This is a genomic window from Microbacterium sp. NPDC055455 (genome assembly GCF_053619935.1).
Genome location: NZ_JBSHLB010000001.1, coordinates 419,540 through 439,929, shown reverse-complemented (window position 1 = coordinate 439,929; position 20,390 = coordinate 419,540). Strand labels below are relative to the sequence as shown.

The 20,390-nt window shown below is 72.2% G+C and carries 19 protein-coding genes; 5 read left to right on the top strand and 14 right to left on the bottom strand.

Features of this window, described 5'->3' with window-relative positions; all coding sequences use genetic code 11:
* Positions 1-29: 29 nt before the first annotated feature.
* Positions 30-839 carry an HAD-IIA family hydrolase gene (locus tag ACWGUG_RS01860; RefSeq protein ID WP_336394231.1) on the bottom strand — a complete coding sequence of 270 codons (810 nt, stop codon included), beginning with the start codon at positions 837-839 and terminating at the stop codon, positions 30-32.
* Between the two features lie 40 nt (positions 840-879).
* Between ACWGUG_RS01860 and ACWGUG_RS01855 the strand changes: the two genes are divergently transcribed.
* Complete coding sequence (locus ACWGUG_RS01855; protein WP_378878835.1) at positions 880-1,839, top strand: SDR family NAD(P)-dependent oxidoreductase; 960 nt, start codon at positions 880-882, stop codon at positions 1,837-1,839.
* Between the two features lie 118 nt (positions 1,840-1,957).
* Here the strand turns inward: ACWGUG_RS01855 and ACWGUG_RS01850 are convergent, their stop codons facing one another.
* From ACWGUG_RS01850 to ACWGUG_RS01825, 6 genes are all read right to left on the bottom strand, one after another.
* On the bottom strand, positions 1,958-2,593 hold the full coding sequence (locus ACWGUG_RS01850; protein WP_452323646.1) for a metal-dependent transcriptional regulator: 636 nt from the start codon (positions 2,591-2,593) through the stop codon (positions 1,958-1,960).
* A gap of 23 nt (positions 2,594-2,616) precedes the next feature.
* Positions 2,617-3,903 carry an Nramp family divalent metal transporter gene (locus tag ACWGUG_RS01845; RefSeq protein WP_336395033.1) on the bottom strand — a complete coding sequence of 429 codons (1,287 nt, stop codon included), beginning with the start codon at positions 3,901-3,903 and terminating at the stop codon, positions 2,617-2,619.
* A gap of 82 nt (positions 3,904-3,985) precedes the next feature.
* The gene (locus ACWGUG_RS01840) at positions 3,986-4,399 is read right to left on the bottom strand and encodes an ATP-binding protein (RefSeq protein ID WP_452323645.1); all 414 of its coding nucleotides are present in this window, start codon (positions 4,397-4,399) and stop codon (positions 3,986-3,988) included.
* Positions 4,389-4,721, bottom strand: a complete 333-nt coding sequence (locus ACWGUG_RS01835) for an STAS domain-containing protein (protein WP_336394235.1) — start codon at positions 4,719-4,721, stop codon at positions 4,389-4,391. Before ACWGUG_RS01835 ends, ACWGUG_RS01840 begins: the two co-directional genes overlap by 11 nt.
* Positions 4,718-6,679 carry a glycosyltransferase family 2 protein gene (locus tag ACWGUG_RS01830; protein ID WP_452323644.1) on the bottom strand — a complete coding sequence of 654 codons (1,962 nt, stop codon included), beginning with the start codon at positions 6,677-6,679 and terminating at the stop codon, positions 4,718-4,720. The genes ACWGUG_RS01835 and ACWGUG_RS01830 overlap by 4 nt, the downstream gene beginning before the upstream one ends.
* Positions 6,676-7,824, bottom strand: coding sequence for a PP2C family protein-serine/threonine phosphatase (locus tag ACWGUG_RS01825; RefSeq protein WP_452323643.1), 1,149 nt, complete (start codon positions 7,822-7,824; stop codon positions 6,676-6,678). The genes ACWGUG_RS01830 and ACWGUG_RS01825 overlap by 4 nt, the downstream gene beginning before the upstream one ends.
* A gap of 124 nt (positions 7,825-7,948) precedes the next feature.
* On the opposite strand from ACWGUG_RS01825, the gene ACWGUG_RS01820 reads away from it, so the two are divergent.
* Complete coding sequence (locus ACWGUG_RS01820; protein WP_378878829.1) at positions 7,949-8,626, top strand: TrmH family RNA methyltransferase; 678 nt, start codon at positions 7,949-7,951, stop codon at positions 8,624-8,626.
* Between the two features lie 12 nt (positions 8,627-8,638).
* Here the strand turns inward: ACWGUG_RS01820 and ACWGUG_RS01815 are convergent, their stop codons facing one another.
* The 3 genes from ACWGUG_RS01815 to ACWGUG_RS01805 all read right to left on the bottom strand — a co-directional run bounded on the left by ACWGUG_RS01815 (position 8,639) and on the right by ACWGUG_RS01805 (position 12,319).
* Positions 8,639-9,853 (bottom strand): NAD(P)/FAD-dependent oxidoreductase, encoded by a 1,215-nt coding sequence (locus tag ACWGUG_RS01815; protein ID WP_452323642.1) that lies wholly within the window; start codon positions 9,851-9,853, stop codon positions 8,639-8,641.
* On the bottom strand, positions 9,850-10,911 hold the full coding sequence (locus ACWGUG_RS01810) for a semialdehyde dehydrogenase (RefSeq protein WP_452323641.1): 1,062 nt from the start codon (positions 10,909-10,911) through the stop codon (positions 9,850-9,852). Before ACWGUG_RS01810 ends, ACWGUG_RS01815 begins: the two co-directional genes overlap by 4 nt.
* A gap of 88 nt (positions 10,912-10,999) precedes the next feature.
* On the bottom strand, positions 11,000-12,319 hold the full coding sequence (locus tag ACWGUG_RS01805; protein WP_336394240.1) for an MATE family efflux transporter: 1,320 nt from the start codon (positions 12,317-12,319) through the stop codon (positions 11,000-11,002).
* Positions 12,320-12,464: 145 nt separating this feature from the next.
* Here ACWGUG_RS01805 and ACWGUG_RS01800 point away from each other — a divergent pair, with 145 nt between their 5' ends.
* The 3 genes from ACWGUG_RS01800 (at position 12,465) to ACWGUG_RS01790 (ending at position 16,604) form a co-directional block, all read left to right on the top strand.
* Positions 12,465-14,447, top strand: a complete 1,983-nt coding sequence (locus ACWGUG_RS01800; protein WP_452323640.1) for a M13 family metallopeptidase — start codon at positions 12,465-12,467, stop codon at positions 14,445-14,447.
* A gap of 64 nt (positions 14,448-14,511) precedes the next feature.
* Positions 14,512-15,423, top strand: coding sequence for a serine hydrolase (locus ACWGUG_RS01795; protein WP_378878823.1), 912 nt, complete (start codon positions 14,512-14,514; stop codon positions 15,421-15,423).
* 68 nt (positions 15,424-15,491) lie between these two features.
* A complete protein-coding gene (locus ACWGUG_RS01790; RefSeq protein WP_452323639.1) occupies positions 15,492-16,604 on the top strand; it encodes a 5-methyltetrahydropteroyltriglutamate--homocysteine S-methyltransferase in 1,113 nt (370 codons plus the stop codon).
* A 144-nt stretch (positions 16,605-16,748) separates the two neighbouring features.
* On the opposite strand, the gene ACWGUG_RS01785 is transcribed toward ACWGUG_RS01790, so the two are convergent.
* Genes ACWGUG_RS01785 through ACWGUG_RS01770 form a run of 4 tightly spaced genes read right to left on the bottom strand, consistent with a single transcriptional unit; the run spans position 16,749 to position 20,345 of the window.
* Positions 16,749-17,711: a VOC family protein gene (locus ACWGUG_RS01785; protein ID WP_452323638.1), complete on the bottom strand. Its 963-nt coding sequence runs from the start codon at positions 17,709-17,711 to the stop codon at positions 16,749-16,751.
* A gap of 58 nt (positions 17,712-17,769) precedes the next feature.
* Positions 17,770-18,858 carry a 4-oxalomesaconate tautomerase gene (locus ACWGUG_RS01780; protein WP_452323637.1) on the bottom strand — a complete coding sequence of 363 codons (1,089 nt, stop codon included), beginning with the start codon at positions 18,856-18,858 and terminating at the stop codon, positions 17,770-17,772.
* Positions 18,845-19,573 (bottom strand): 4-carboxy-4-hydroxy-2-oxoadipate aldolase/oxaloacetate decarboxylase, encoded by a 729-nt coding sequence (locus ACWGUG_RS01775; RefSeq protein ID WP_452323636.1) that lies wholly within the window; start codon positions 19,571-19,573, stop codon positions 18,845-18,847. Before ACWGUG_RS01775 ends, ACWGUG_RS01780 begins: the two co-directional genes overlap by 14 nt.
* A gap of 16 nt (positions 19,574-19,589) precedes the next feature.
* Positions 19,590-20,345: a PIG-L deacetylase family protein gene (locus ACWGUG_RS01770; RefSeq protein WP_452323635.1), complete on the bottom strand. Its 756-nt coding sequence runs from the start codon at positions 20,343-20,345 to the stop codon at positions 19,590-19,592.
* Positions 20,346-20,390 lie beyond the last annotated feature (45 nt).

Here is a 20,390-nt window from a genome sequence, read left to right as displayed (position 1 = left end):
GACCCTATCGGTGAGCCCCGACGTGAGGGTCAGAGCAGCTCGGGGTCCTCGGACTCGACCGGCTCGGAGTCGAGCAGGTCGGCGACCGAGCCCAGCACCTCGTCGGGGCGGAACGGGTAGCGCTGGATCTCGGCGGCGTCGCTGATGCCGGTGAGCACGAGCACGGTGTGCAGGCCCGCCTCGATGCCGGCGACGACGTCGGTGTCCATGCGGTCGCCGATCATGCCGGTGTTCTCGGAGTGGGCGCCGAGACGGTTCATCGCCGAGCGGAACATCATCGGGTTGGGCTTGCCCACCACGTACGGCTCCATGCCGGTGGCCTTGGTGATGAGCGCCGAGATCGCGCCCGTGGCCGGCAGCACGCCCTCGGTCGACGGGCCGGTCGCGTCGGGGTTCGTCGCGATGAAGCGGGCGCCGGCCCCGATGAAGCGGATCGCCTTCGTGATCGCCTCGAACGAGTAGTTGCGCGTCTCGCCCACGACGACGTAGTCGGGGTTCGTCTCGGTCATGATGAACCCGGCCTCGTGGAGCGCCGTCGTCAGGCCCGCCTCGCCGATCACGAACGCCGTCCCGCCGGGCATCTGCGACTTCAGGAAGTCCGCCGTCGCGAGCGCCGACGTCCAGATGGACTCCTCGGGCACCAGGAGTCCGGAGGCCCGCAGCCGGGCGGCGAGGTCGCGGGGCGTGAAGATCGAGTTGTTCGTCAGCACCAGGAACGGCACGCCCTGCTCGCGCCACTGCTGCAGCAGGTCCGAAGCCCCCGGGATCGGCGTGTTCTCGTGCACGAGGACGCCGTCCATGTCGGTGAGCCAGCAATCGATGTCGGACCGGGTGCGCATGCGTCCAGACTAGGCGGCGGGCAGGCGTAGGGTCGAAGCCGTGACGTGGGACCCCCGCAGCCTCCCCGACCTGGCGGGTCGGGTGTATCTGGTGACCGGCTCGAACACCGGTCTCGGCTACTTCGCGTCCGAGCAGCTGGTGCGGGCGGGGGCGCGGGTGATCATGTCGGCGCGGCATCCGAATCGTCTGTCGGGGGCCCGCGCCGCGATCCGCAGGAGGGTTCCGGATGCCGCGCCTGACGCCACCGATCCGCTCATCCTCGACACGTCCAACCTCGGATCGGTGCGCTCCGCGGCCGCCAGCATCCGCGGCCGCGGCCCCCTGGACGGCGTGCTGCTCAACGCCGGGATCGTCCACCCGCCGAAGGTGCGCCAGACGACGATCGACGGCAACGAGGTCGTCTTCGCCACGAACGCGCTCGGCCACTTCGCCCTCGCCGGCGAGCTGCTGACGGCGCTCGCCGAGGCCGCCGGGCGCATGGTGTGGGTCGGCAGCATGTCGACGTCGCTCACCCCCTACGACCCGGTCGACCCGCAGCTCGTCGAGAACTACTCGGCGTGGCGCGCCTATGTGCAGTCCAAGGTCGCCACCGCGGCGCTGGGCTTCGAGGCCGACCGGCGCCTGCGGGCTGCGGGGGTCGACGTCGCGAGCATCGTCGCCCACCCCGGGTACTCGATCGGCGGGCGCACGCCCGGCATCGTCGGCGTCAACGAGCCGTCGCGCGCCAAGCGGTTCCGCGACAACCTCCAGGCGGCCTTCTCGCAGTCCAAGGAGCACGGGGCGTGGCCGCTGGTGCGCGCCCTGACCGATCCCGAGGCCGAGAGCGGCGGCTTCTGGGGCCCCCGCACCGGCTCGCGCGGCGAGCCGCGGGAGCAGACCGCCGCCAAGGTCACGCGCGACCCCGAGGTCGGCGCCCGGCTGTGGCAGGTGGCCGAGCAGGCGACCGGCGTCCGGTGGCCGTTCGACGCCGCCGCCCGCATCGGCGCCGCCCGGCGCTGACGGCCGCCTGGCCGACACAGCGTCGGAGGTCTTCGGCGACACGCCGGGTGGCGGCATCCGCTGTCGGCGTGTCGTCCGGATGTTCCGATCCTGTGCTCCCGGACGGAGCAGGAGGGTGTCAGGCGGTGAGCCACACGGCGTCGGAGGCGCCGGCGGGAAGTGCGACGTCGGTTCCGCCGATGCGGAGGGTGGCGGCATCCGTCACCGTCACCGTCGTGCCGACCGCGACGCCCGCCGTCTCGACCGCGCGCAGCAGCTCGGGGTCCCGGTCGCTCACCCGCAGCACGCGACCCACGTGCCCCGACGGCGCGGTGGCCAGCAGCACGAAGGGCTCGCGGTGCACCTCGCCCGCGGCATCCGGGATCGCATCGCCGTGCGGGTCGAACCTCGGGCGGCCCAGGCGCTCGTCGATGCCCTCGAGCAGCCGGTCGCTGATGGCGTGCTCGAGCACCTCGGCCTCGTCGTGCACCTCGTCCCACGCGTAGCCGAACTCCTGCACGAGCCACGTCTCGATGAGCCGGTGCCGGCGGATGATCGCCGCCGCCCGGCGCACGCCGTCGTCCGAGAGCGCGATCGGGCCGTACGGACGATGCGTCACCAGGCCCTGCGCCGCGAGCTTCTGCACCATCTCGGTGACGCTCGACGGCGCCAGGCCCAGCTCGGCGGCCAGCTGCGACGGGGTGATGCGATCGTCCTGCCACTCGGTGTGGTGGTAGATCGTCTTCAGATAGTCGTCGACGGCGGGGGAGGGCACGTCAAAAGGGTACCGGGGCCGCCTCACGCGCCCGTCAGCACGAGCCAGAGCAGCACGCCGTTGAGCGTGATGAGGAAGACGGATGCCGCGATCCCCGCGACCGTCGTCCACACCCGGTTGCGGTACCCGCCGAGCACCTCGCGCTTGGCGGTGAGCGCGACCAGCGGCACCAGCGCGAACGGGATGCCGAACGACAGCACCACCTGGCTGAGCACGAGTGCGACCGTCGGGTCGAAGCCGATCGCCAGGATGATCAGCGCCGGGATGAGGGTGACCAGGCGCCGGGCCAGCAGCGGCACGCGGATGTGCAGCAGTCCGTGCATGATCTCGGCGCCGGCGTAGGCGCCCACCGAGGTGCTGGCCAGGCCGCTCGCCAGCAGGCCGACGGCGAACAGCGTCGCGACGAGCGGTCCGAGCCCGGCGTACAGCGCGGCGTAGGCGCCCTCCAGGGAGTCGGTTCCGGGGACGCCCGCGAGGTTGGCCGCGGCCAGGAGCAGGATGCAGAGGTTCACCGTGCCCGCGATGAGCATCGCGATGGTCACGTCCCACTTCGTCGCGCGCAGCAGGCGCCGGGTCGAGATGCCGCGCAGCTCGGCCAGCGTCGCGTCGGGGGCGGTGCGGTCGCTCAGCGCCGACGCGGCGGCCGGCCGCGGGGCGAACCGGTCGCGGGCGAGCGCGCTGTGGGCGTAGATCGCGTGGGGCATGATCGTCGCGCCGAGGATCGAGGCGGCCAGGAGCACCGAGTCGGTGCCCTCGAAGCGGGGGACGAGCCCGCTCGCGACGCCGGCCGGGTCGGGCGGCGCGACGAGCACGCCGAACGAGAAGCCGATCGCGATCACCACGAGGAGGCCGATGACGACGAACTCGAAGGGACGCGGACCCTTGCGCGACTGGATGAGCAGCAGGCCGATCGACACGGCGCCGGTGATCGCGCCGCCCCAGACCAGCGGGATGCCGAACAGCAGGTACAGCGCGACGGCCCCGCCGATCACCTCGGCGATGTCGGTCGCCATCGCGACGAGCTCGGCCTGCAGCCAGTAGGCGCGGCGGCCCCACGGGCTGCGGATGCGACGCCCCAGCGTCTCGGGCAGGCTCTGGCCGGTGACGATCCCGAGCTTGGCGGAGAGGTACTGGATGAGCCATGCCATCACGTTGCCGACGACGACCACCCACACCAGCAGGTACCCGTAGCGGGCCCCGGCGGTCATGTTGCTGGCGACGTTGCCGGGGTCGAGGTACGCCACGCCCGCCACGAGCGCCGGGCCGATGAGCCACGCCAGGCGCGGCAGTGTCAGGCCGCGCCGGCGCACGCCAGTGGGGGCATCCGTGAGTTCGGCAGTTTTCGGCACACCGAAACCATACCCGGATTTCGGTGTGCCGAAAAGTGGCGCGTCAGGTGTCGCGGCGCCGGCGGCGCAGCCGCCAGACGTTGCCGCCCTCGGTCTCGTGGATGAGCTCGTCGCACGCGGCCAGCGCGATCGCGAGGCCGCGCCCGGACTCGGCGTCCGCCTCCGGCATGGAGACGGCGCTGAGGTCGAGGAGCGCCGGATCCGCCGTGTCACTGAAGACGGCCGACAGCGCCTCGTCGTCGGCATCCAGCTCGACCGTCACGTGGATCGGCTCGCGCGCCTGCGCGTGCTCGGCGACGTTGGCCGCCACCTCGCTCACCGCCAGGCGGAACAGCATCGCGTCCTCGTCGCCCACGCCCGGGGTGCGATGGAAGAGCTCGTCGAGCGCGTCGTGCACGTGGTCGACGAGCGCGTCGTCGACGATCCCCTCCCAGCGGAGGTCGGCCTCAGTCGCCATCGAATGCCGCCTCCGGGCTCGGGTGATCGCGCAGCACGCGATCCAGGTTGGTGAGCTTGAGCACGCGCTTGACCGGCTCGGTCGCCGCCGCGATCCGCAGATCGCCGCCGGCGAGGCGGGCCGACTTGAGCCCGCCGATGAGGGCGCCGAGCCCCGACGAGTCGACGAACTCGGTGCCGGAGAGGTCGACGACGATGCGCGTGCTGCCCGTGCCCACGAGCTCGTCCACCGCCTGGCGCAGCCGCGGCACCGATGTCGCGGTCAGCCGGCCTTCGGGACGGACGAGCGCGTAGTCCGTCCCGGGCGTCACTGTCAGATTCACGGAGCCTCCTCGGGCTTCGGGGCGATGGGGCGCGTCGGCCCCCGGTACAGGGCGGCCTGGACGATGACGCTCAGCACGGCCAGGTCGTAGACCACCCACACGGTGTTGACGAGCGTGCCGGTGCCGTCCGAGGTGCCGACGGCCAGCCGGGCGAGGCCGATCACCAGCGCCAGCACGAGGACGGCGATCGCGGTCAGCTGCGGCCAGATCTCGCGCCACGGCGGTCCGGACTCGTCGCGGCCGTCCTTCTTCGTCACCGCGAACCCCAGCGGGCGTCCGAGGACCACGTTCGCGAACGCCGACGTGCACGCCTTGATCCACACCGGGAACAGCGCGAGGGAGTACTGCTGGCCGCGCCAGGTCCGCAGGCCCCTCGCGACCACCAGGAAGAGGACCTGGTTCACGATGAAGTAGGGCAGGAACCGCGCGAAGAAGTCCACGCTCCACGCGGTCACCGGCATCACGCCGAACACGAGGTAGATGACCGGTGCGGCGAGATAGACCAGTGCGGTGAAGCCCGAGAGGTAGCTCCACATCGTCGCGAAGTACATGAGCCGCTGGCCGGTGGAGAGCCCCTTCTTGGCCAGCGGGTTGTCGCGCAGCATGACCTGGAGCGTGCCCTGGGCCCACCGCAGCCGCTGCGTCAGCATGGTGCGCAGGTCCTCGGGCGCGAGGCCTCGCGCGAGGATCTCGTGGTGGTAGACGCTGCGCCATCCGAGGGAGTGCAGCTGCATCGCGGTGGCCATGTCCTCGGTGACGGAGATCGTCGCCATCGGCTGGACGGGCTGGGCTTCGTCGGGGCGATCGACCCGCAGCGCCTGCAGGAGGGCCGCCACCGACCCGACGGCGCCGAGCGGCGACAGCTCCCGCGTCGTGAGGGCGTCCAGGCCGGCGTCGTCGATGACGACCGCGTCGAGCTCGGCGTCGCGCTGCACCGGCAGCTCGCCGATCGACGCGAGGTCGGCCCGCATGCGGGCCAGATCGCCGCGCACGAGCTCGCGGGAGGCCGTGTCGACCGCCGACTGCACGCGGTAGGTCACCTCGCCGATCGGATCGCCCGCGTCCAGGCGCACGCGCGCCTGGGTGACCTCGCCGCCGAGCAGTCGCAGCTGGAGCCGCACGGCCGGGTCGGCGGAGCGGTCTCTCGCGGCCTTCACCAGCAGCGCCTCCGCCGCGCGCAGCGTGCGGGCGGTGGACTGCTCGACGTCGCGGACGTACCCCACGATGCCGAGCTGCATCAGGGCGTCGCGGCGCAGCACGGCGTTGGAGCCGCAGAAGAACGCGGCGTTCCAGCCGTCCTTGCCCTGCTGGATGGGCCCGTAGAACAGCGGCGCCTGACTGCCGAGCGGATCGGCGTCGTCGACGTTCATGAACCACTGCGGCGTCTGCACGAGTGCGACCTCGGGGTCGTCGGCGAAGTAGCCGAGCGTGCGGTGCAGGATCAGCGGGTCGGGCACCTGGTCGGCGTCGAGGATGAGCAGGAACTCGCCCTCGGTGCTGAAGAGCGCGTTGTTGAGGTTGCCCGCCTTGGCGTGCCGGGGCTTGCCGTCCCAGTCGGACGAGCGCGTGATGTAGCCGACCCCCGCCTCGCGCGCGGCGGCCGCCATGTCGGGCCGTGCGCCGTCGTCGAGGATCCACGTCTCGTGCGGGTAGGCGATGCGCTTCGCGGCCCGCGCGGTGGCGATCACCATGTCGACGGGCTCGTTGTAGGTGGTGATGAGCACGTCGACCGTGCCCTGCGGCGGCGACACCGGTGCCGGGCGCTCCCGTGCGCGCCACATCGTGAGCGAGAACAGGAAGGTGTCGATGAGGCTGTACGTCTCGGCGATGACGAGCGGCACCGCGATCCACCACGCCGACCAGTTCACCGAGTCGAGCCAGCGCCAGGCGATGTAGTTGACCCCGAGCAGGACCGACAGCAGCGCGAGGATGCGGATCCAGACGAACCGCGCCGTCACGGATCCCGCCTCACGACGAGCACCGTGACGTCGTCGGGTGCCCCCTGCTGCAGCGCGAGACGCCGCGCTTCCTCGACCGCGCCGTGCGGGCCGAGGTCGCGCACCACGTCGTGCACGTGGCCGAACGGGTCGCCCGCGTCGAGGATGTCGAGGAGCCCGTCGCTGCACACCATGAAGACGTCGCCCGGCGCGAGCAGGGCGCCCGAGGTGGTCCGTGTCTCGTCGAAGCCCATGCCGAGCGGGAGCCCCGTCGACTGCAGCGGCTCCCACTCGCCGTGCGCCCGCAGGATGAAGGCGAGGCTGTGGCCGGCGTCGATGAACGAGACGCCGCCGGTCTCGAGGTCGACGTCGGCGGCGACCGCCGTGACGAAGATGTTCGCGCCGCCGAGGTCGGCCTCGAGCATGCGGTCCACCTCCGAGACGGTGTCGGCGAGGGAGCGCGTGGGAGCGGTGCGCAGCGACGCCCTGACGGCCGATGCGACGATCGCGGGACCCGTGCCCTTGCCCATGACGTCGGCGAGGGCCACCCGGAGGCGCCCGTCCACGACCTGCCAGTCGTAGACGTCGCCCAGAAGGCTTCCCGCCGGCGTCGCCGATGCGGCGAGCGTGTACCCGGGGACGTCGGGGGTGCGCGCGGGGAGCATGGCGCGCTGCACGACCGAGGCGTAGTCGAGCTCGTCGGCGTCGGTCAGCTCGGACTGCACCCACAGTGCGAGCTCCTTCAGCAGCACCCTCTCGCGATCGTCGAGCGTGCGCGGCCGGGTGTCGATGATGCAGAGCGTGCCGACCTGCTCGCCGCCCGGCGCCTTCAGCGGGTGGCCGGCGTAGAAGCGCAGATGCGGATCGCCGAGGACGAACGGGCTCTCGGCGAAGGCGGCGTCGGTGGCCGCGTCCTCGATCACGAGCGTGCCCTCCTGCCGGATGGTGACGTCGCAGAACGAGCCCTCTCGGGGCGCCTCCCGCCCTCCCAGGCCGATCTGGGCTTTGCGGAACTGCCTGTCGCGGTCGATGAGCGTGACGCTCACCATCGGCACGCCGAACATCTCCTGCGCCAGCCGGGCGACCCGATCCACCCGCTCATCCGGCGGAGTGTCGAGTACCCCGAGTGCCTCGATGGCGCGCTGGCGCCTTTCGTCGTCGAACAACTGACCCCCCGGTCGTCACGATGACTCCAGTATGGTTCGATCCCGGACCTGAGGGCGACTTCGCGACGCAATGCGAACACGCGCCGACGCGGATCGGCGCGCCGCGCCGGGATACCCTTTCCCGGTGACCACGCCCGACCCGAGCGCATCGCGGCCCGAGCACGAGGGGACACCGCCTTCGGATGCCGCGGAACCGACGCTTCCGGTCGGGGTGGGGCCATGGCCGGGCGGACCGGACGCGTGGCCGGACGACGACCGCTACGACCGCGAGCTGCTCGCGCACGGGGACGCCCGCAACGTCGTCGACGCGTACCGCTACTGGACGATGGACGCCATCGTCGCCGACCTCGACGCCCGCCGGCACGCGTTCCACGTCGCGATCGAGAACTGGCAGCACGACATGAACATCGGCTCGATCGTGCGCAGCGCCAACGCGTTCCTCGCCGCCGAGGTGCACATCATCGGCAGGCGCCGGTGGAACCGGCGCGGCGCCATGGTCACCGACCGCTACCAGCACGTGCGCCACCACGAGACCGTCGCGGACTTCGCCGCGTGGGCGGATGCCGCATCCCTCCCCGTCATCGCGATCGACAACGTCGAGGGCTCGAAGCCGCTGCCGGCGGCCGACCTGCCCCAGGCGTGCGTCCTGCTCTTCGGTCAGGAAGGGCCAGGGCTCTCGCCGGAGGCGCTGGCCGCGGCATCCGGCGTCGTCGCGATCGAGCAGTACGGCTCCACCCGGTCCATCAACGCGAGCGCCGCGGCCGCCGTCGTGATGTACGAGTGGTGCCGCCGCTGGGCCTGAGCCGGCCCGCGGTCAGCCGCGTCCCGGGCTCAGGGCGGTCTCACCGCCCAGCCGCAGCGCGCCCTGCTGCTCGCCCTGACGTGCGGTGACCGCGGAGCGGGCGAGATCCGCCACGACCCCCGCGGCGCGAGCCCGCGAGGGCATGAAGCGCAGGAAGAACACCAGCCGCAGCATCCACGCGAGCGCACCCGTGAACGGCACGCCGTACAGCTCGGAGATGCCCCGGCCGGGGCCGAACGAGGCCGCGCGCCCGAGCCCCCGGTACGCGAACGGGCGAGCCGGCCGGCCCGAGATCCTCCGCGCGATGGCGCGACCGATGTGGTCGCCGCCCTTCATGGCCCACAGCGCGTTCGCCGGCACGGGCTGCCGGGTCACCGGGTGCTCCACGCGCGCGCCGTCGCCCGCGGCCCACACGCCGTAGCGCACGGCGAGCGTCCGCTGGGTGCGCAGCCGCCCCCGCTCGTCTCGCCACGGGTCGAGTCCTGGGAGGTGCACGGGGCTCTGCCCGGTCGTCGCGACGACGGTCGCCGTCATCAGCGTCGTGCCGTCCGCGAGCACCGCCGCCGTCGGCGTGACCTCGGCCAGGCGCACGCCCGTGACCACCCGCACGCCCAGCCGGGCGAGCTCCGCCTCGGCGCGCGAGCGCAGCCGCGGCTGATCGGACCACTCGCCGAGGATGCGCTCGCCGCCGTGCACGAGGGTGACGAGGTGCCCCCGGTCGGCGATGGCGGCCGCCAGCTCGGCCCCCGCGATCCCGCCGCCGGCGACGACGACGGGGGAGCCGGGGACGGTCGCGAGGTGATCGGCGAGCGCCGCGATCTCGCCCGGCCCCCGCAGCGTGCGGCCGTACCGGGCGAGCCCCACGACGGCGTCCGTCGGCTCGGTCGCGCCCGTGCCGACGACGAGATGGTCGTAGGCGATCGCCTCGACGGCGTCGTCGCCGCGTCGGTACGAGACCGAGCGGCGGACGGCGTCGATGCGCAGCGCCCGGCCCTCGATGATCCGCGCGAGCGGCATGGCCTCGGCCAACGGGGTGGCCACGCGGTCGTGACGGATGATGCCCGAGACCAGCTCGCCGGTGAACCCGTGGAAGCGGTGCGCGCGGTCGGCCGAGATCACGACGATCTCCAGGTCGCCGCGCCGCAGCTCGCGCGCCGCGCGACGTGCGAGCGTGGCGTAGGCGTGCAGCGTGACATACCCGCCGCCGAGCAGCACGACGCGGGTCATACGATCACCGCCGTGCGGGGCTCGAGGGCGACGGGTGCGCCGAAGCTCGTCGGGTCGGCGGCCCGGAAGCCGAGGTGCGCCAGGCGCCCCGCGCGCTCACGGATGGCGTCGACCTGCTCGAGCGTCGGGTTGCCCAGCGAGAAGTGGCCGCGGTGGCCGGTCAGTGCCAGGATCGCGGTCTCGGCGAAGCACGCGTACGAGCGGCCGTCGGGCAGCCCGATGTCGCCGCCGACCAGGCGCAGGCTGGGGATCGACACGATGCCGCCGTCGACGACGCGCACATCGGGACGAGCGGTGGCCAGGGCGGGCGAGGTGTTGCGCGGCTGCGTCGCATCGAGCACGATCGCGCCCGGTGCGAGGTGGTCGGGTCCGAGCAGCGTGTCGGCCGACGCCGTGAGGAGGACCACGAGGTCGGCATCGCCGACGGCGTCGATCGAGTGCGCGGTGGCGACCTCGACGTCGGTTGCGACCGAGGTCGCGAGCGCCTCCAGGCGCGGCGCCGTGCGCGCGATCAGCGTCAAGCGGGCGCCGGCGGAGTCGCGTGCCAGCAGCCTCGTCACGGCGGTGCCGACGCTGCCGCTGGCGCCGACCACGGCGACGTGAGGGCGCGTGGTCCTCGTCGCGACGTGGGGGAGCAGCATCCGGATCTGGTCCTCGACGATCGCCGCCGTGAACGCGTTGCCGTTCGTCACGCCGATGTCGGAGCGGCCGCGCAGCGACGCGCCGCCCGCGGTCACGGTCGCCGTCAGCGCGCCGAGCCCGACGACGTCGGCGCCGAGCGCGGCGGCGCGGTCGACGGCGCGGCCCACGCGACGCCGGCCGCCGTCGATGTCGGACAGCAGGTGACGGGCGCCGAACGGCACGAGCACGACGTGGCCGACGCGCTCGCCGCCGATCTGCACGCCCGCCATCGTGACCGGCGGGAGCGGCAGGCGCCGCAGCGCCGCGTCGTAGACGGCCTCGGGCATGAGCCCCAGCGGCCGCCACACGCGCGCGAGGTCTTCGCGCAGGCTGGCGCGAGGGTGGACGGTGAATGCGAACGTTCCGCTCTCGGACACGGCGGGCTCCTTCCGGCGCCGAGGTGGGGGCGCCATGCGATCAAGGAGCGGGCGGCCCGCACGCTGATACGTGGGTGCGAGCGCGCCCTCAGACGCCGACCGTCATCCAGACGGACCCGCGCACGCGCCAGCCGAGCGTGACCAGCCGGGCGAGCATGTAGACGCCGAAGAACGCGACGGCCAGCCACGCCAGGCCGGCCGCGCCGGCCGGCTGCAGCACGGCGACGAGCACCAGCGCGGGGAGGAACGGGACGAGGTTCAGCACGCCGACGATCGCCAGGTACTTCGCGTCGCCCGCGCCGATGAGCACGCCGTCGAGCACGAAGACGATGCCGCACACCGGCTGCGCCACGGCCAGCACGATGAGCGCCGGCTGCACCAGTGCGGCGATCGCGGGATCGCCGGTGAACAGCAGCCCGATCACCCCCGACAGTGCGGCGATCAACGCGCCCACGACGATGCCGAACCACGCGCCCCACGCGACGGTGCGCCCGAGCACACGGCGGACGAGGTGCGTGTCGTCGGCGCCGAGCCCCTTGCCGATGAGCGCCTGGGCCGCGATCGCCAGCGCGTCCAGCGCGAAGGCCGCGGTGGAGAAGATCGTGAAGGCGACCTGCCAGCCGGCCAGCTCGTCGGTGCCGAGGCCGGTCGCCACGGCCACCGTCGCCAGCAGCGCCACCCGCAGCGACACCGTCCGCAGGAACAGCCAGCCGCCCGATCGTGCCGAGCCGCGCACGCCCTCGCGCTGGGGGCGGACGGATGCCTCGTGCCGGCGCGCGAGTCGCCCCACGACGACCGCGTAGGCGGCCACCATGCCCCACTGCGCGACGACCGTCCCGAGGGCGGAGCCGGCGATGCCCCAGCCGAGCCCGTAGATGAACGCCCAGTTCAGCAGGGCGTTCGCACCGAACCCGAGTCCGGCGATCCACAGCGGCGTCACGGTGTCCTGCATGCCGCGCAGGAGACCCGTCGCGGCGAAGACCACCAGCATCGCGGGAAGACCCCACATCGAGATGCCGAGGTAGATCTCGGCCTGCTCGGCGACGCCCGGCGACGCGCCGAAGAGGCCGACGAGGAACGGCGTGCCGAGCGAGCCCATCAGGGCGAGGATCGCGCCCAGGCCCAGCGCGAGCCACATGCCGTCGATGCCGACCGAGACGGCGCGCGTGGGGTCTCCGGCGCCGAACCGGCGGGCGACCGCCGGGGTGGTGGAGTACGCCAGGAAGACCATCAGCCCGACGATCGTCTGCAGCACCGCCGAGGCGATGCCGAGGCCGGCGAGCGGCTCCACGCCGAGGTGCCCGACGAGGGCCGAGTCGACGATGAGGAACAGGGGCTCGGCGACGAGGGCGCCCAGCGCCGGCACCGCGAGCCGCAGGATGTCGCGGTTCAGCGTGTCGGTGGTCACGCTGAAGAGCCTAGAAGGCGGCGCCGACGGCGCGGCGCGGCACCCGTCCCCCTCCGCGTGCGCGGGGCCGGGCTTCATCACGATGCGACGGCGATCCATCCCCACGCGAGAATCGCCCAGGCATGGGGCGACTAACCTGGAACGCATGACCGACGCCCCCCGTTCCGGTCTCGCGCTCGAGGAGCTCAGCGCCGAGATCCGCCCGCAGGACGATCTGTTCCGCCACGTCAACGGCTCATGGCTGGAGCGCACCGAGATCCCGGACGACAAGGCGCGGTGGGGATCGTTCCACCTCATCGCGGAGCAGGCCGAAAAGGACGTGCACGCGATCATCGAGGAGTCGCAGCAGGCCGACCCGGGCACCGAGACCCGCAAGATCGGCGACCTCTACACGAGTTTCATGGACACCGGGCGCATCGAGGAGCTCGGCGGGGCGCCGCTGGCCGACGTGCTGGCCCGGGTCGACGCGATCGACTCCATCCCGGCGTTCCTCCGCACGGTCGGCGAGTTCGAGCGCGACGGGATCGCCGCGCTCATCCACCTCTACATCGAGCCCGACCCGGGCAACCCGCAGCGCTACGTGCCGTTCTTCATCCAGGGCGGCCTGTCGCTGCCGGACGAGAGCTACTACCGGCTCGACAGCTTCCAGGAGACGCGCATCGCGTTCCGCACCCACGTGCAGCGCATCCTCGAGCTCGCGGGGGTCGCCGAGGCCGAGGCATCCGCCGATCTCATCGTCGCGCTCGAGACGGAGCTGGCCACCCACCACTGGGACAACGTCGCCAGCCGCGACGCGGTCAAGACCTACAACCTCAAGACCTGGGACGAGGTGCAGGAGCTGGTCGGCGTCGACCTCGCGCCGTGGCGTGACGGGATGGCCCCCGACCACGCCGACGCGTTCGCCGAGATCAACGTGTACCAGCCGAGCTTCCTCGAAGGCCTCGGCGTGATGCTGACCGACGAGCACCTCGAGGGCTGGAAGGCGTGGCTGCGCTTCGCGGTCGTGCACTCGGCGGCGCCGTTCCTGTCGGACGAGTTCGTCGCGGAGAACTTCTCGTTCTACGGCACCCAGCTCACCGGCGTCCCGGTCAACCGCGAGCGGTGGAAGCGGGGCGTGAGCCTCACCGAGGCCGCGATGGGCGAGGCGATCGGCCGCGTCTACGTCGAGCGCCACTTCCCGCCGTCGGCCAAGGACGCGATGGACGAGCTCGTCGCGAACCTCGTCGATGCGTACCGGCAGTCGATCTCCGAGCTGGAGTGGATGAGCCCCGAGACGCGCGAGCGCGCGCTGGCGAAGCTCGACACGTTCACGCCGAAGATCGGCTACCCGGTGAAGTGGAAGGATTACTCCACCCTCGAGATCGACGCGGAGGATCTCGTCGGCAACGTCCGCCGCGCGCACGTCTGGGAGCACGACCGCCAGCTCGCGAAGGTGGGCAGGCCGATCGACCGCGACGAGTGGTTCATGACGCCGCAGACGGTCAACGCGTACTACAACCCGCTGATGAACGAGATCGTGTTCCCGGCGGCGATCCTGCAGTACCCGTTCTTCGACGCCGACCGGGACGCCGCCGCGAACTACGGCGGCATCGGCGCGGTGATCGGCCACGAGATCGGCCACGGCTTCGACGACCAGGGCAGCCGCTTCGACGGCGACGGGTCGCTGCGGGACTGGTGGACCGACGAGGACCGCGCCGCGTTCGAGGAGCGCACGAAGAACCTCATCGAGCAGTTCGACGCGCTCGTGCCGCTGGGCCTCGCCGAGGAGAACCACGTCAACGGCGCGCTCACGATCGGCGAGAACATCGGCGACCTCGGCGGACTCGGTATCGCGATCAAGGCGTACGCCCTGTCGCTGGGGACCGACGAGAACGGCGATCCGGCCGAGGCGCCGGTGATCGACGGCCTCACCGGAATCCAGAGACTGCTGCTGAGCTGGGGACAGATCTGGCAGCAGAAGGGGCGGGATGCCGAGACCATCCGCCTGCTGACGATCGACCCGCACTCGCCCAACGAGTTCCGGTGCAACCAGATCGTCCGCAACATCGACGCGTTCTACGATGCATTCGGCGTGACCGAGTCCGACGCCCTGTGGCTCGACGAGGATCAGCGCGTCACCATCTGGTGAGAAGCGGGCCGATCCCGGTCCGTCTGCCCCGCAACACGTTCAAGGGGAAGGGAAACCCGTGGGCATGGAGCCCAGAAAGGATGCCGAGTCGCTTCGGGGGGCGCGACGAGGCACCGGACGACGACTGCCGAAGAGGGCGGCAGCCGGACGTCGATCATTCACATCCACCCTCAAGGCGCTCGACGACCTCGCTGCGTCCGGCGCGAAGATCTCGGTGCGCATCACCGACCTCGACCGCGGCACCTCCGTCCTCTCGGGCGACGACTTCGTGACCCTGCCGGTCGCGGGGCTCGGTGTGGTGCCGCTGCTGATCGAGGTCGCCGCCGCGTTCGAGTCGGGCACGCTCGACCCGCTCGAGATCATCGACCGCGCGCACATGGAGCCGGTCGGCGTGGGCGGCGTGTGGCAGCACCTGAAGGCCCCGGCGCTGCCGCTGTCGGACCTCGCCGTGCTGACCGCCTCGACCGGCGACGCCCTCGCCGCGAACGCGCTGCTGCGCCGGGTCGGGCTGCCGGCCGTGCGCAGCCGCATCGAGGAGCTCGGGCTCGCGCGCTCGGCCCTGCTCGACCGCTTCCGCGACGAGCGCGGCCCCGATGACGCGCCGCACTTCGCGCTCGGCTCCGCCCGCGAGCTCGCCGAGGTCTTCGCCGCCCTGGTGAACTCGCAGGTCGTCTCGCCGAGCGTGAGCGCCCAGGTCGCGGAGTGGCTCAGCCTCAACCACGACCTGTCGCTCGTGGCATCCGCCACCGGTCTCGACCCGTTCTCGCACGAGAACGACGAGCACGGGCTGCTGTTCATCAACAAGACGGGCAGGGACTCCGGTGTGCGCGTCGAGGCGGGGGTGCTGGCCGGTCCACGGGCCGGGGTGTCGTACGCGCTCATCGTCTGCTTCGACGACCTCTCGATCTCGCACCGGCTGCGGGCGCACGAGGCGTTCCGCATCCTCGGCACCGACCTCATGGAGTACGTGTTCTGAGGCGTGGTCGGTGACGCCGGATGACGAGTGGATGCCTATGGCGGGAGGCATCGGGTAACCTCGCCAGGGTGTCAACACCGCCGTTCCGCGCCGACATCGTCGGCAGCTTCCTCCGCCCCTCCGAACTCGCCGAAGCCCGCCGCCGGTTCGCGGCCGGCCAGATCGACGCCGACGCGCTGCGCGTGGCGGAGGACACGGCGATCGCCGAGCTCGTCGTGCGCGAGGCCGACGCCGGGCTGAAGCTCGCGACCGACGGCGAGTTCCGCCGCTCGTGGTGGCACTTCGACTTCTTCGGCCTGCTCGACGGCGTCGACATCGTCGAGCTCGACCACGGCATCCAGTTCCAGGGCGTGCAGACCAAGCCCCGCGGCATCGAGGTGACCGGGAAGATCGGGTTCAGCGACAGCCACCCCTTCCTCGACCACTTCCGCTCGCTCAAGAGCCTGCTCGAGCGCACGACCGGCGCGGTGCCCAAGTTCAGCATCCCGGCGCCGACGGTGCTCGACTTCCGTCTGGAGCCCGGGCACATCCTGACGCCCGAGTACGACGGCCGCGAGGACATCGTCGACGACCTCGTGGAGGCGTACCGCGACGCCGTCGCCGCGTTCTACGCCGCGGGCGCCCGCTACCTCCAGTTCGACGACACCGCGTGGGCCTACCTCTGCTCGGACGCCGAGCTCGAGAAGGCCCGGGGCCGTGGCATCCGCACCGACGGCATCGCGGAGCGGTACTCCGGCATCCTCAACCGCATCCTCGAGGGCAAGCCCGACGACCTCGTCATCACGACGCACGTGTGCCGCGGCAACTTCCGCTCGACGTGGATCTCGTCCGGCGGCTACGAGCCGGTCGCCGAGCAGCTGCTGGGCAACACCGCGTACGACGGCTACTTCCTGGAGTACGACAGCGAGCGCGCGGGCGGCTTCGAGCCGCTGCGCTTCCTGCCCGAGGGCGACAAGACGGTCGTGCTGGGACTCATCACGTCCAAGACCGGCGAGCTGGAGAACGTGGATGCCGTCAAGCAGCGCATCGACGAGGCATCCGCTTTCGCACCCCTCGGCCAGCTCGCGCTGAGCCCGCAGTGCGGCTTCGCCTCGACCGAGGAGGGCAACGTCCTGTCCGAGGACGAGCAGTGGGCGAAGGTCCGCGAGGTGGTCGACATCGCCGCCGACGTCTGGCGCTGACCCCTCCCTCCTCGGACTCTCCCCTCCCCGGCCTGAGGTTCCGGGTTTGGGGCGCGTGCCGTGCGTTCGGGGCGCGCGGGGCACGCCCCGACCGGACGCGGCGCGCCCCGAACCCGGGATGGTGAACCCCGAGAGCGGGCGAGGTCAGTGGTGGGGGACCTCGACCACGGGGGTGCCGTGGGTGTGGAAGGTCTCGATCGTCTTCATGCCCCACGCCTGACCCTTCTTGCGCTCGGCCTCGGACCATTCGACGACGGGCTGGTCGGGGTCCAGCAGCAGGCGGGCGCCGGCCTGCGCGAACTCGATCCGGTTGCCGCCGGGCTCCCAGACGTACAGGAAGAACGTCTGGTTGATGGCGTGCTTGTGCGGACCCGACTCGATGTGGATGCCGTTCTCGAGGAAGATGTCGGCGGCCTTGAGGATGTCCTCGCGGGTGTCGGGGGCGAAGGCGATGTGGTGCAGCCGGTTGCCGTGCTTGGTCCAGTCGTCGGAGTAGACGACGTCGTAGGACTTCAGCGAGAAGTGGAACCACCACGCCGCGAACCGGCCGTTGTCGAGCCGGATGCGCTCGGACTCCCGCATCCCCAGCGCGTCGCGGAGGAAGGCGCCGTTGGCCTCGACGTCCTTCGCGAGGTAGTTGATGTGGTCGAGGCGCCGGGCGTTGACCCCGCGCCCGGGGAACCGTGAGGCCTGGTTCTTCAGCGCCGGCTTGTCGTCGGTCGCGACGTACCGCTCGGCCTCGTAGAAGATGGCCATCGCGTGGCCGTCGGGGTCGGTGAACTCGTACGTCGGGCCGCACCCGATGTCGCCGTCCACCCAGCCGCGGCCGAGGCCCGTCGCCTCGATGGCGGCGACCCGGCGCTCGAGCGCCTGCTGCGACGACGCGCGGAAGGAGGTGCGGCCGACGCCCGCGGCATCCGACGCCCTGAGCTTGATCGTGTAGAGCTGGTACTCGTCCCACGTGCGGAGGTAGACCGAATCGCCGTCCTCGGCGACGACCCGCATGGCCAGGAGCTCCTCGAAGAACCAGCGGCTCTCGGCGGGGGTGGGGGTGAGCAGCTCGACGTGGGCGAGGTGGGCGACGTCGAACGACGTGTCGGCGGTCATGGTGCGTCCTCTCTGACGGTCTCGGGCAGACGTGGGTCGGGCGGGGCCGGGAGCCGGGTCATCGGCGTGGCCTCGGGAAGACCGTGCCGTCGAACAGCTTGCGGGCGGTGCGCACGGTCGACGACGTGGCCCGCCAGGTGCCGTCGCCGTCGCGGCTGACGTGCACGTGCGACCGGGACGAGCCGGTCGGGTGCTCGATCTCGGTCTCGTCGCCGTCGAGCGGTCCGGCCAGGCCGGATCCGACGGCTCCGGGGATGCGCAGCGCCGCGGCGACGGATGCCGCCATCAGCACGCCGATCGCCGTGTGCACGCGCGCCGGGATGAAGGCCCTGGTCGAGATCGCGCCGCCGTGGCGCGCCGGCGAGAGGAGGATCATCTTCGGCACGGTCTGCTGCGCGACGTCTCCGAGGCCCATCAGCGGGCCCGCGGCCAGCCGGATGCGCTCGATGCGCGCGGCGAGCTCGGCGTCGCCCTCCAGCGCGGCGGGCGGCTCGCTGCCGTCGACGCCGAACTCGTCGGCGCGCAGCAGTGCCACCGGCATCCCGTTGTCGATGAGCGTCACGGTGTGGCCGTCGATCTCGTCGGTCGCATCGCCGGTCGGAAGCAGGGGCTTCTCGGGGCCGCCGCCGACCTGCAGCTGGATGGCGGATGCCGTGCCGGGCACGCCGTCGATCGCGGTGTCGCCGTCGTAGTCGGGGCGGCCGTCGGTCGTCGCGAAGACGGCGGTCGCGATGTCACCCGTGTTGAGCAGCCGGATGCGGACCGTCGTGCGTTCGCCCGTCGCCGGGACGAGGCCCCGCTCGACGGCGAACGGGCCGATGCCCGCCAGCAGATTGCCGCAGGTCTGGGCGTCTGCGACGGTCGCCGCGTCGACCCCCACCTGGAGGAAGAGATAGTCGACGTCGATGCCGTCGGCGGTCGACGGCGACACGATCGCGACCTTGCTGGTGAGCGGGTGCGCGCCGCCGATGCCGTCGATCTGGCGCGGATCGGGCGAGCCCATGATCCGCAGCAGCAGGTCGTCGCGCTCGGCCGGGTCGTCCGGCAGATCCGCCGCGAGGAAGTAGGCGCCCTTGGAGGTGCCCCCGCGCATCAGCATGCACCGGATGCCGTCGCGCGCGGCCGCAGCCGCGTCAGGCGCCGCCATCGCCCCGCGCCCCGCCCCGCGAGTCGTACTGCGCCTGCGTCAGGTACTCCACGCCGAGCTCGGAGAGCAGCGGGCGCAGGCCCTTGCGGTCGAGGCTGAGCTGCGCGCCCGACGCGTAGGCCGCGCGGTCGGCCTCCTCCTTCGCCACGCGCGCATCGACCGCGCGCAGCACGTCGGTCACGCGCTCGCGAGGGACCACCACCACGCCGTCGTCGTCGGCCACCACGACGTCGCCCGGCCGCACCGTCGCCCCGGCGACGACGATCGGCACGTTCACCGATCCCGGCGTCGCCTTCACCGTGCCCTGCGCGTGCACGGCACCCGACCAGACCGGGAATCCCATCTCCCGCAGGTCCGCGATGTCGCGCACGCCCGTCGTGGTGACGAGGCCGCGCACGCCGCGGGCGGTGAGCGCCGTGGCGAACAGGTCGCCGAAGGCTCCGTCGCTGGACGGCGACGTCGTCGCCACGACGAGGAGGTCGCCCTCGCGGCACTGCTCGATCGCGGCGTGGATCATCAGGTTGTCGCCGGGGTGGCTGAGCACCGTCACCGCGGTGCCGGCGACGCGAACGCCGTCCTGGATCGGACGGATGCCGGGACCGACGAGCCCGGACCTGCCCATCGCCTCGTGCACGGTCGCGACGCCGTGGGCCCCCAGCGCGGCGGCGGTCGCGGCATCCGCTCTGGCGACGTCGGTGACGACGACGGGCTTCATCGCGACGTGTCCTTGATCACGAGAGGACGCCGGTCACCTGCGGGAAGTACCGCATGTACGCCTCGCCCATCGTCTCGTGGGGGAGCCCGAGGTTGGGGCCGGCGTTGCGCTTGAGCTGCACGCCGCGTCGCACCGCGAGGTCGGTGTAGTACGACCACATGTGCTTCTGCGCGGGGAGGCACTCCATCGCCGCGCGCTTGCGCGGGAACGCCTCGGTGATGTCGAGGAGCACGTTGGGGGTGAAGTCGCACTGCTCGGGCTGATGCGGCTCGAAGAAGAACACCGGCGGGGCGCCGATGATGTCGTCCTTGCCGGGGTACCCGCCGTCGGAGTTCGCGACGCCGATGGCCTGGGCGAGCACGCGGGCCTCGAGCGCCATGCGCGCCGCGGCCGGGTGGTCGCCGTTGTACGGGTCGTGCAGGGTGTGCGTCAGCACGACCGTGGGCTGCACTCGCCGGTAGAGGTCGACGAGGCGTGAGACGGCCTCGCGCGACTCGACGAGCGGGTAGTCGCCGAGGTCGAGGAACTCGATCTCGGCACCGAGAGCGGATGCCGCGGCCTCGGCCTCGTCGCGGCGGACGGCCTTGATCTCCTCGAGCGACCTGCCCTCGAGCCACTGGCTGGCGGACTCGCCGCGCTCGCCGTAGGACAGGCAGGCCACCACGGCGCGGTCGCCGCGGAGGGCCGCGGCGGCGATCGCGCCGCCCGCTCGCCAGACGAAGTCCCCGGCGTGGGCGCTGACGACGAGGAGCGTGTCGGCGGTGACTGTCATGGGGCCAGCGAATCACACCCATGGCGAAATGGTCAACAAATTGTC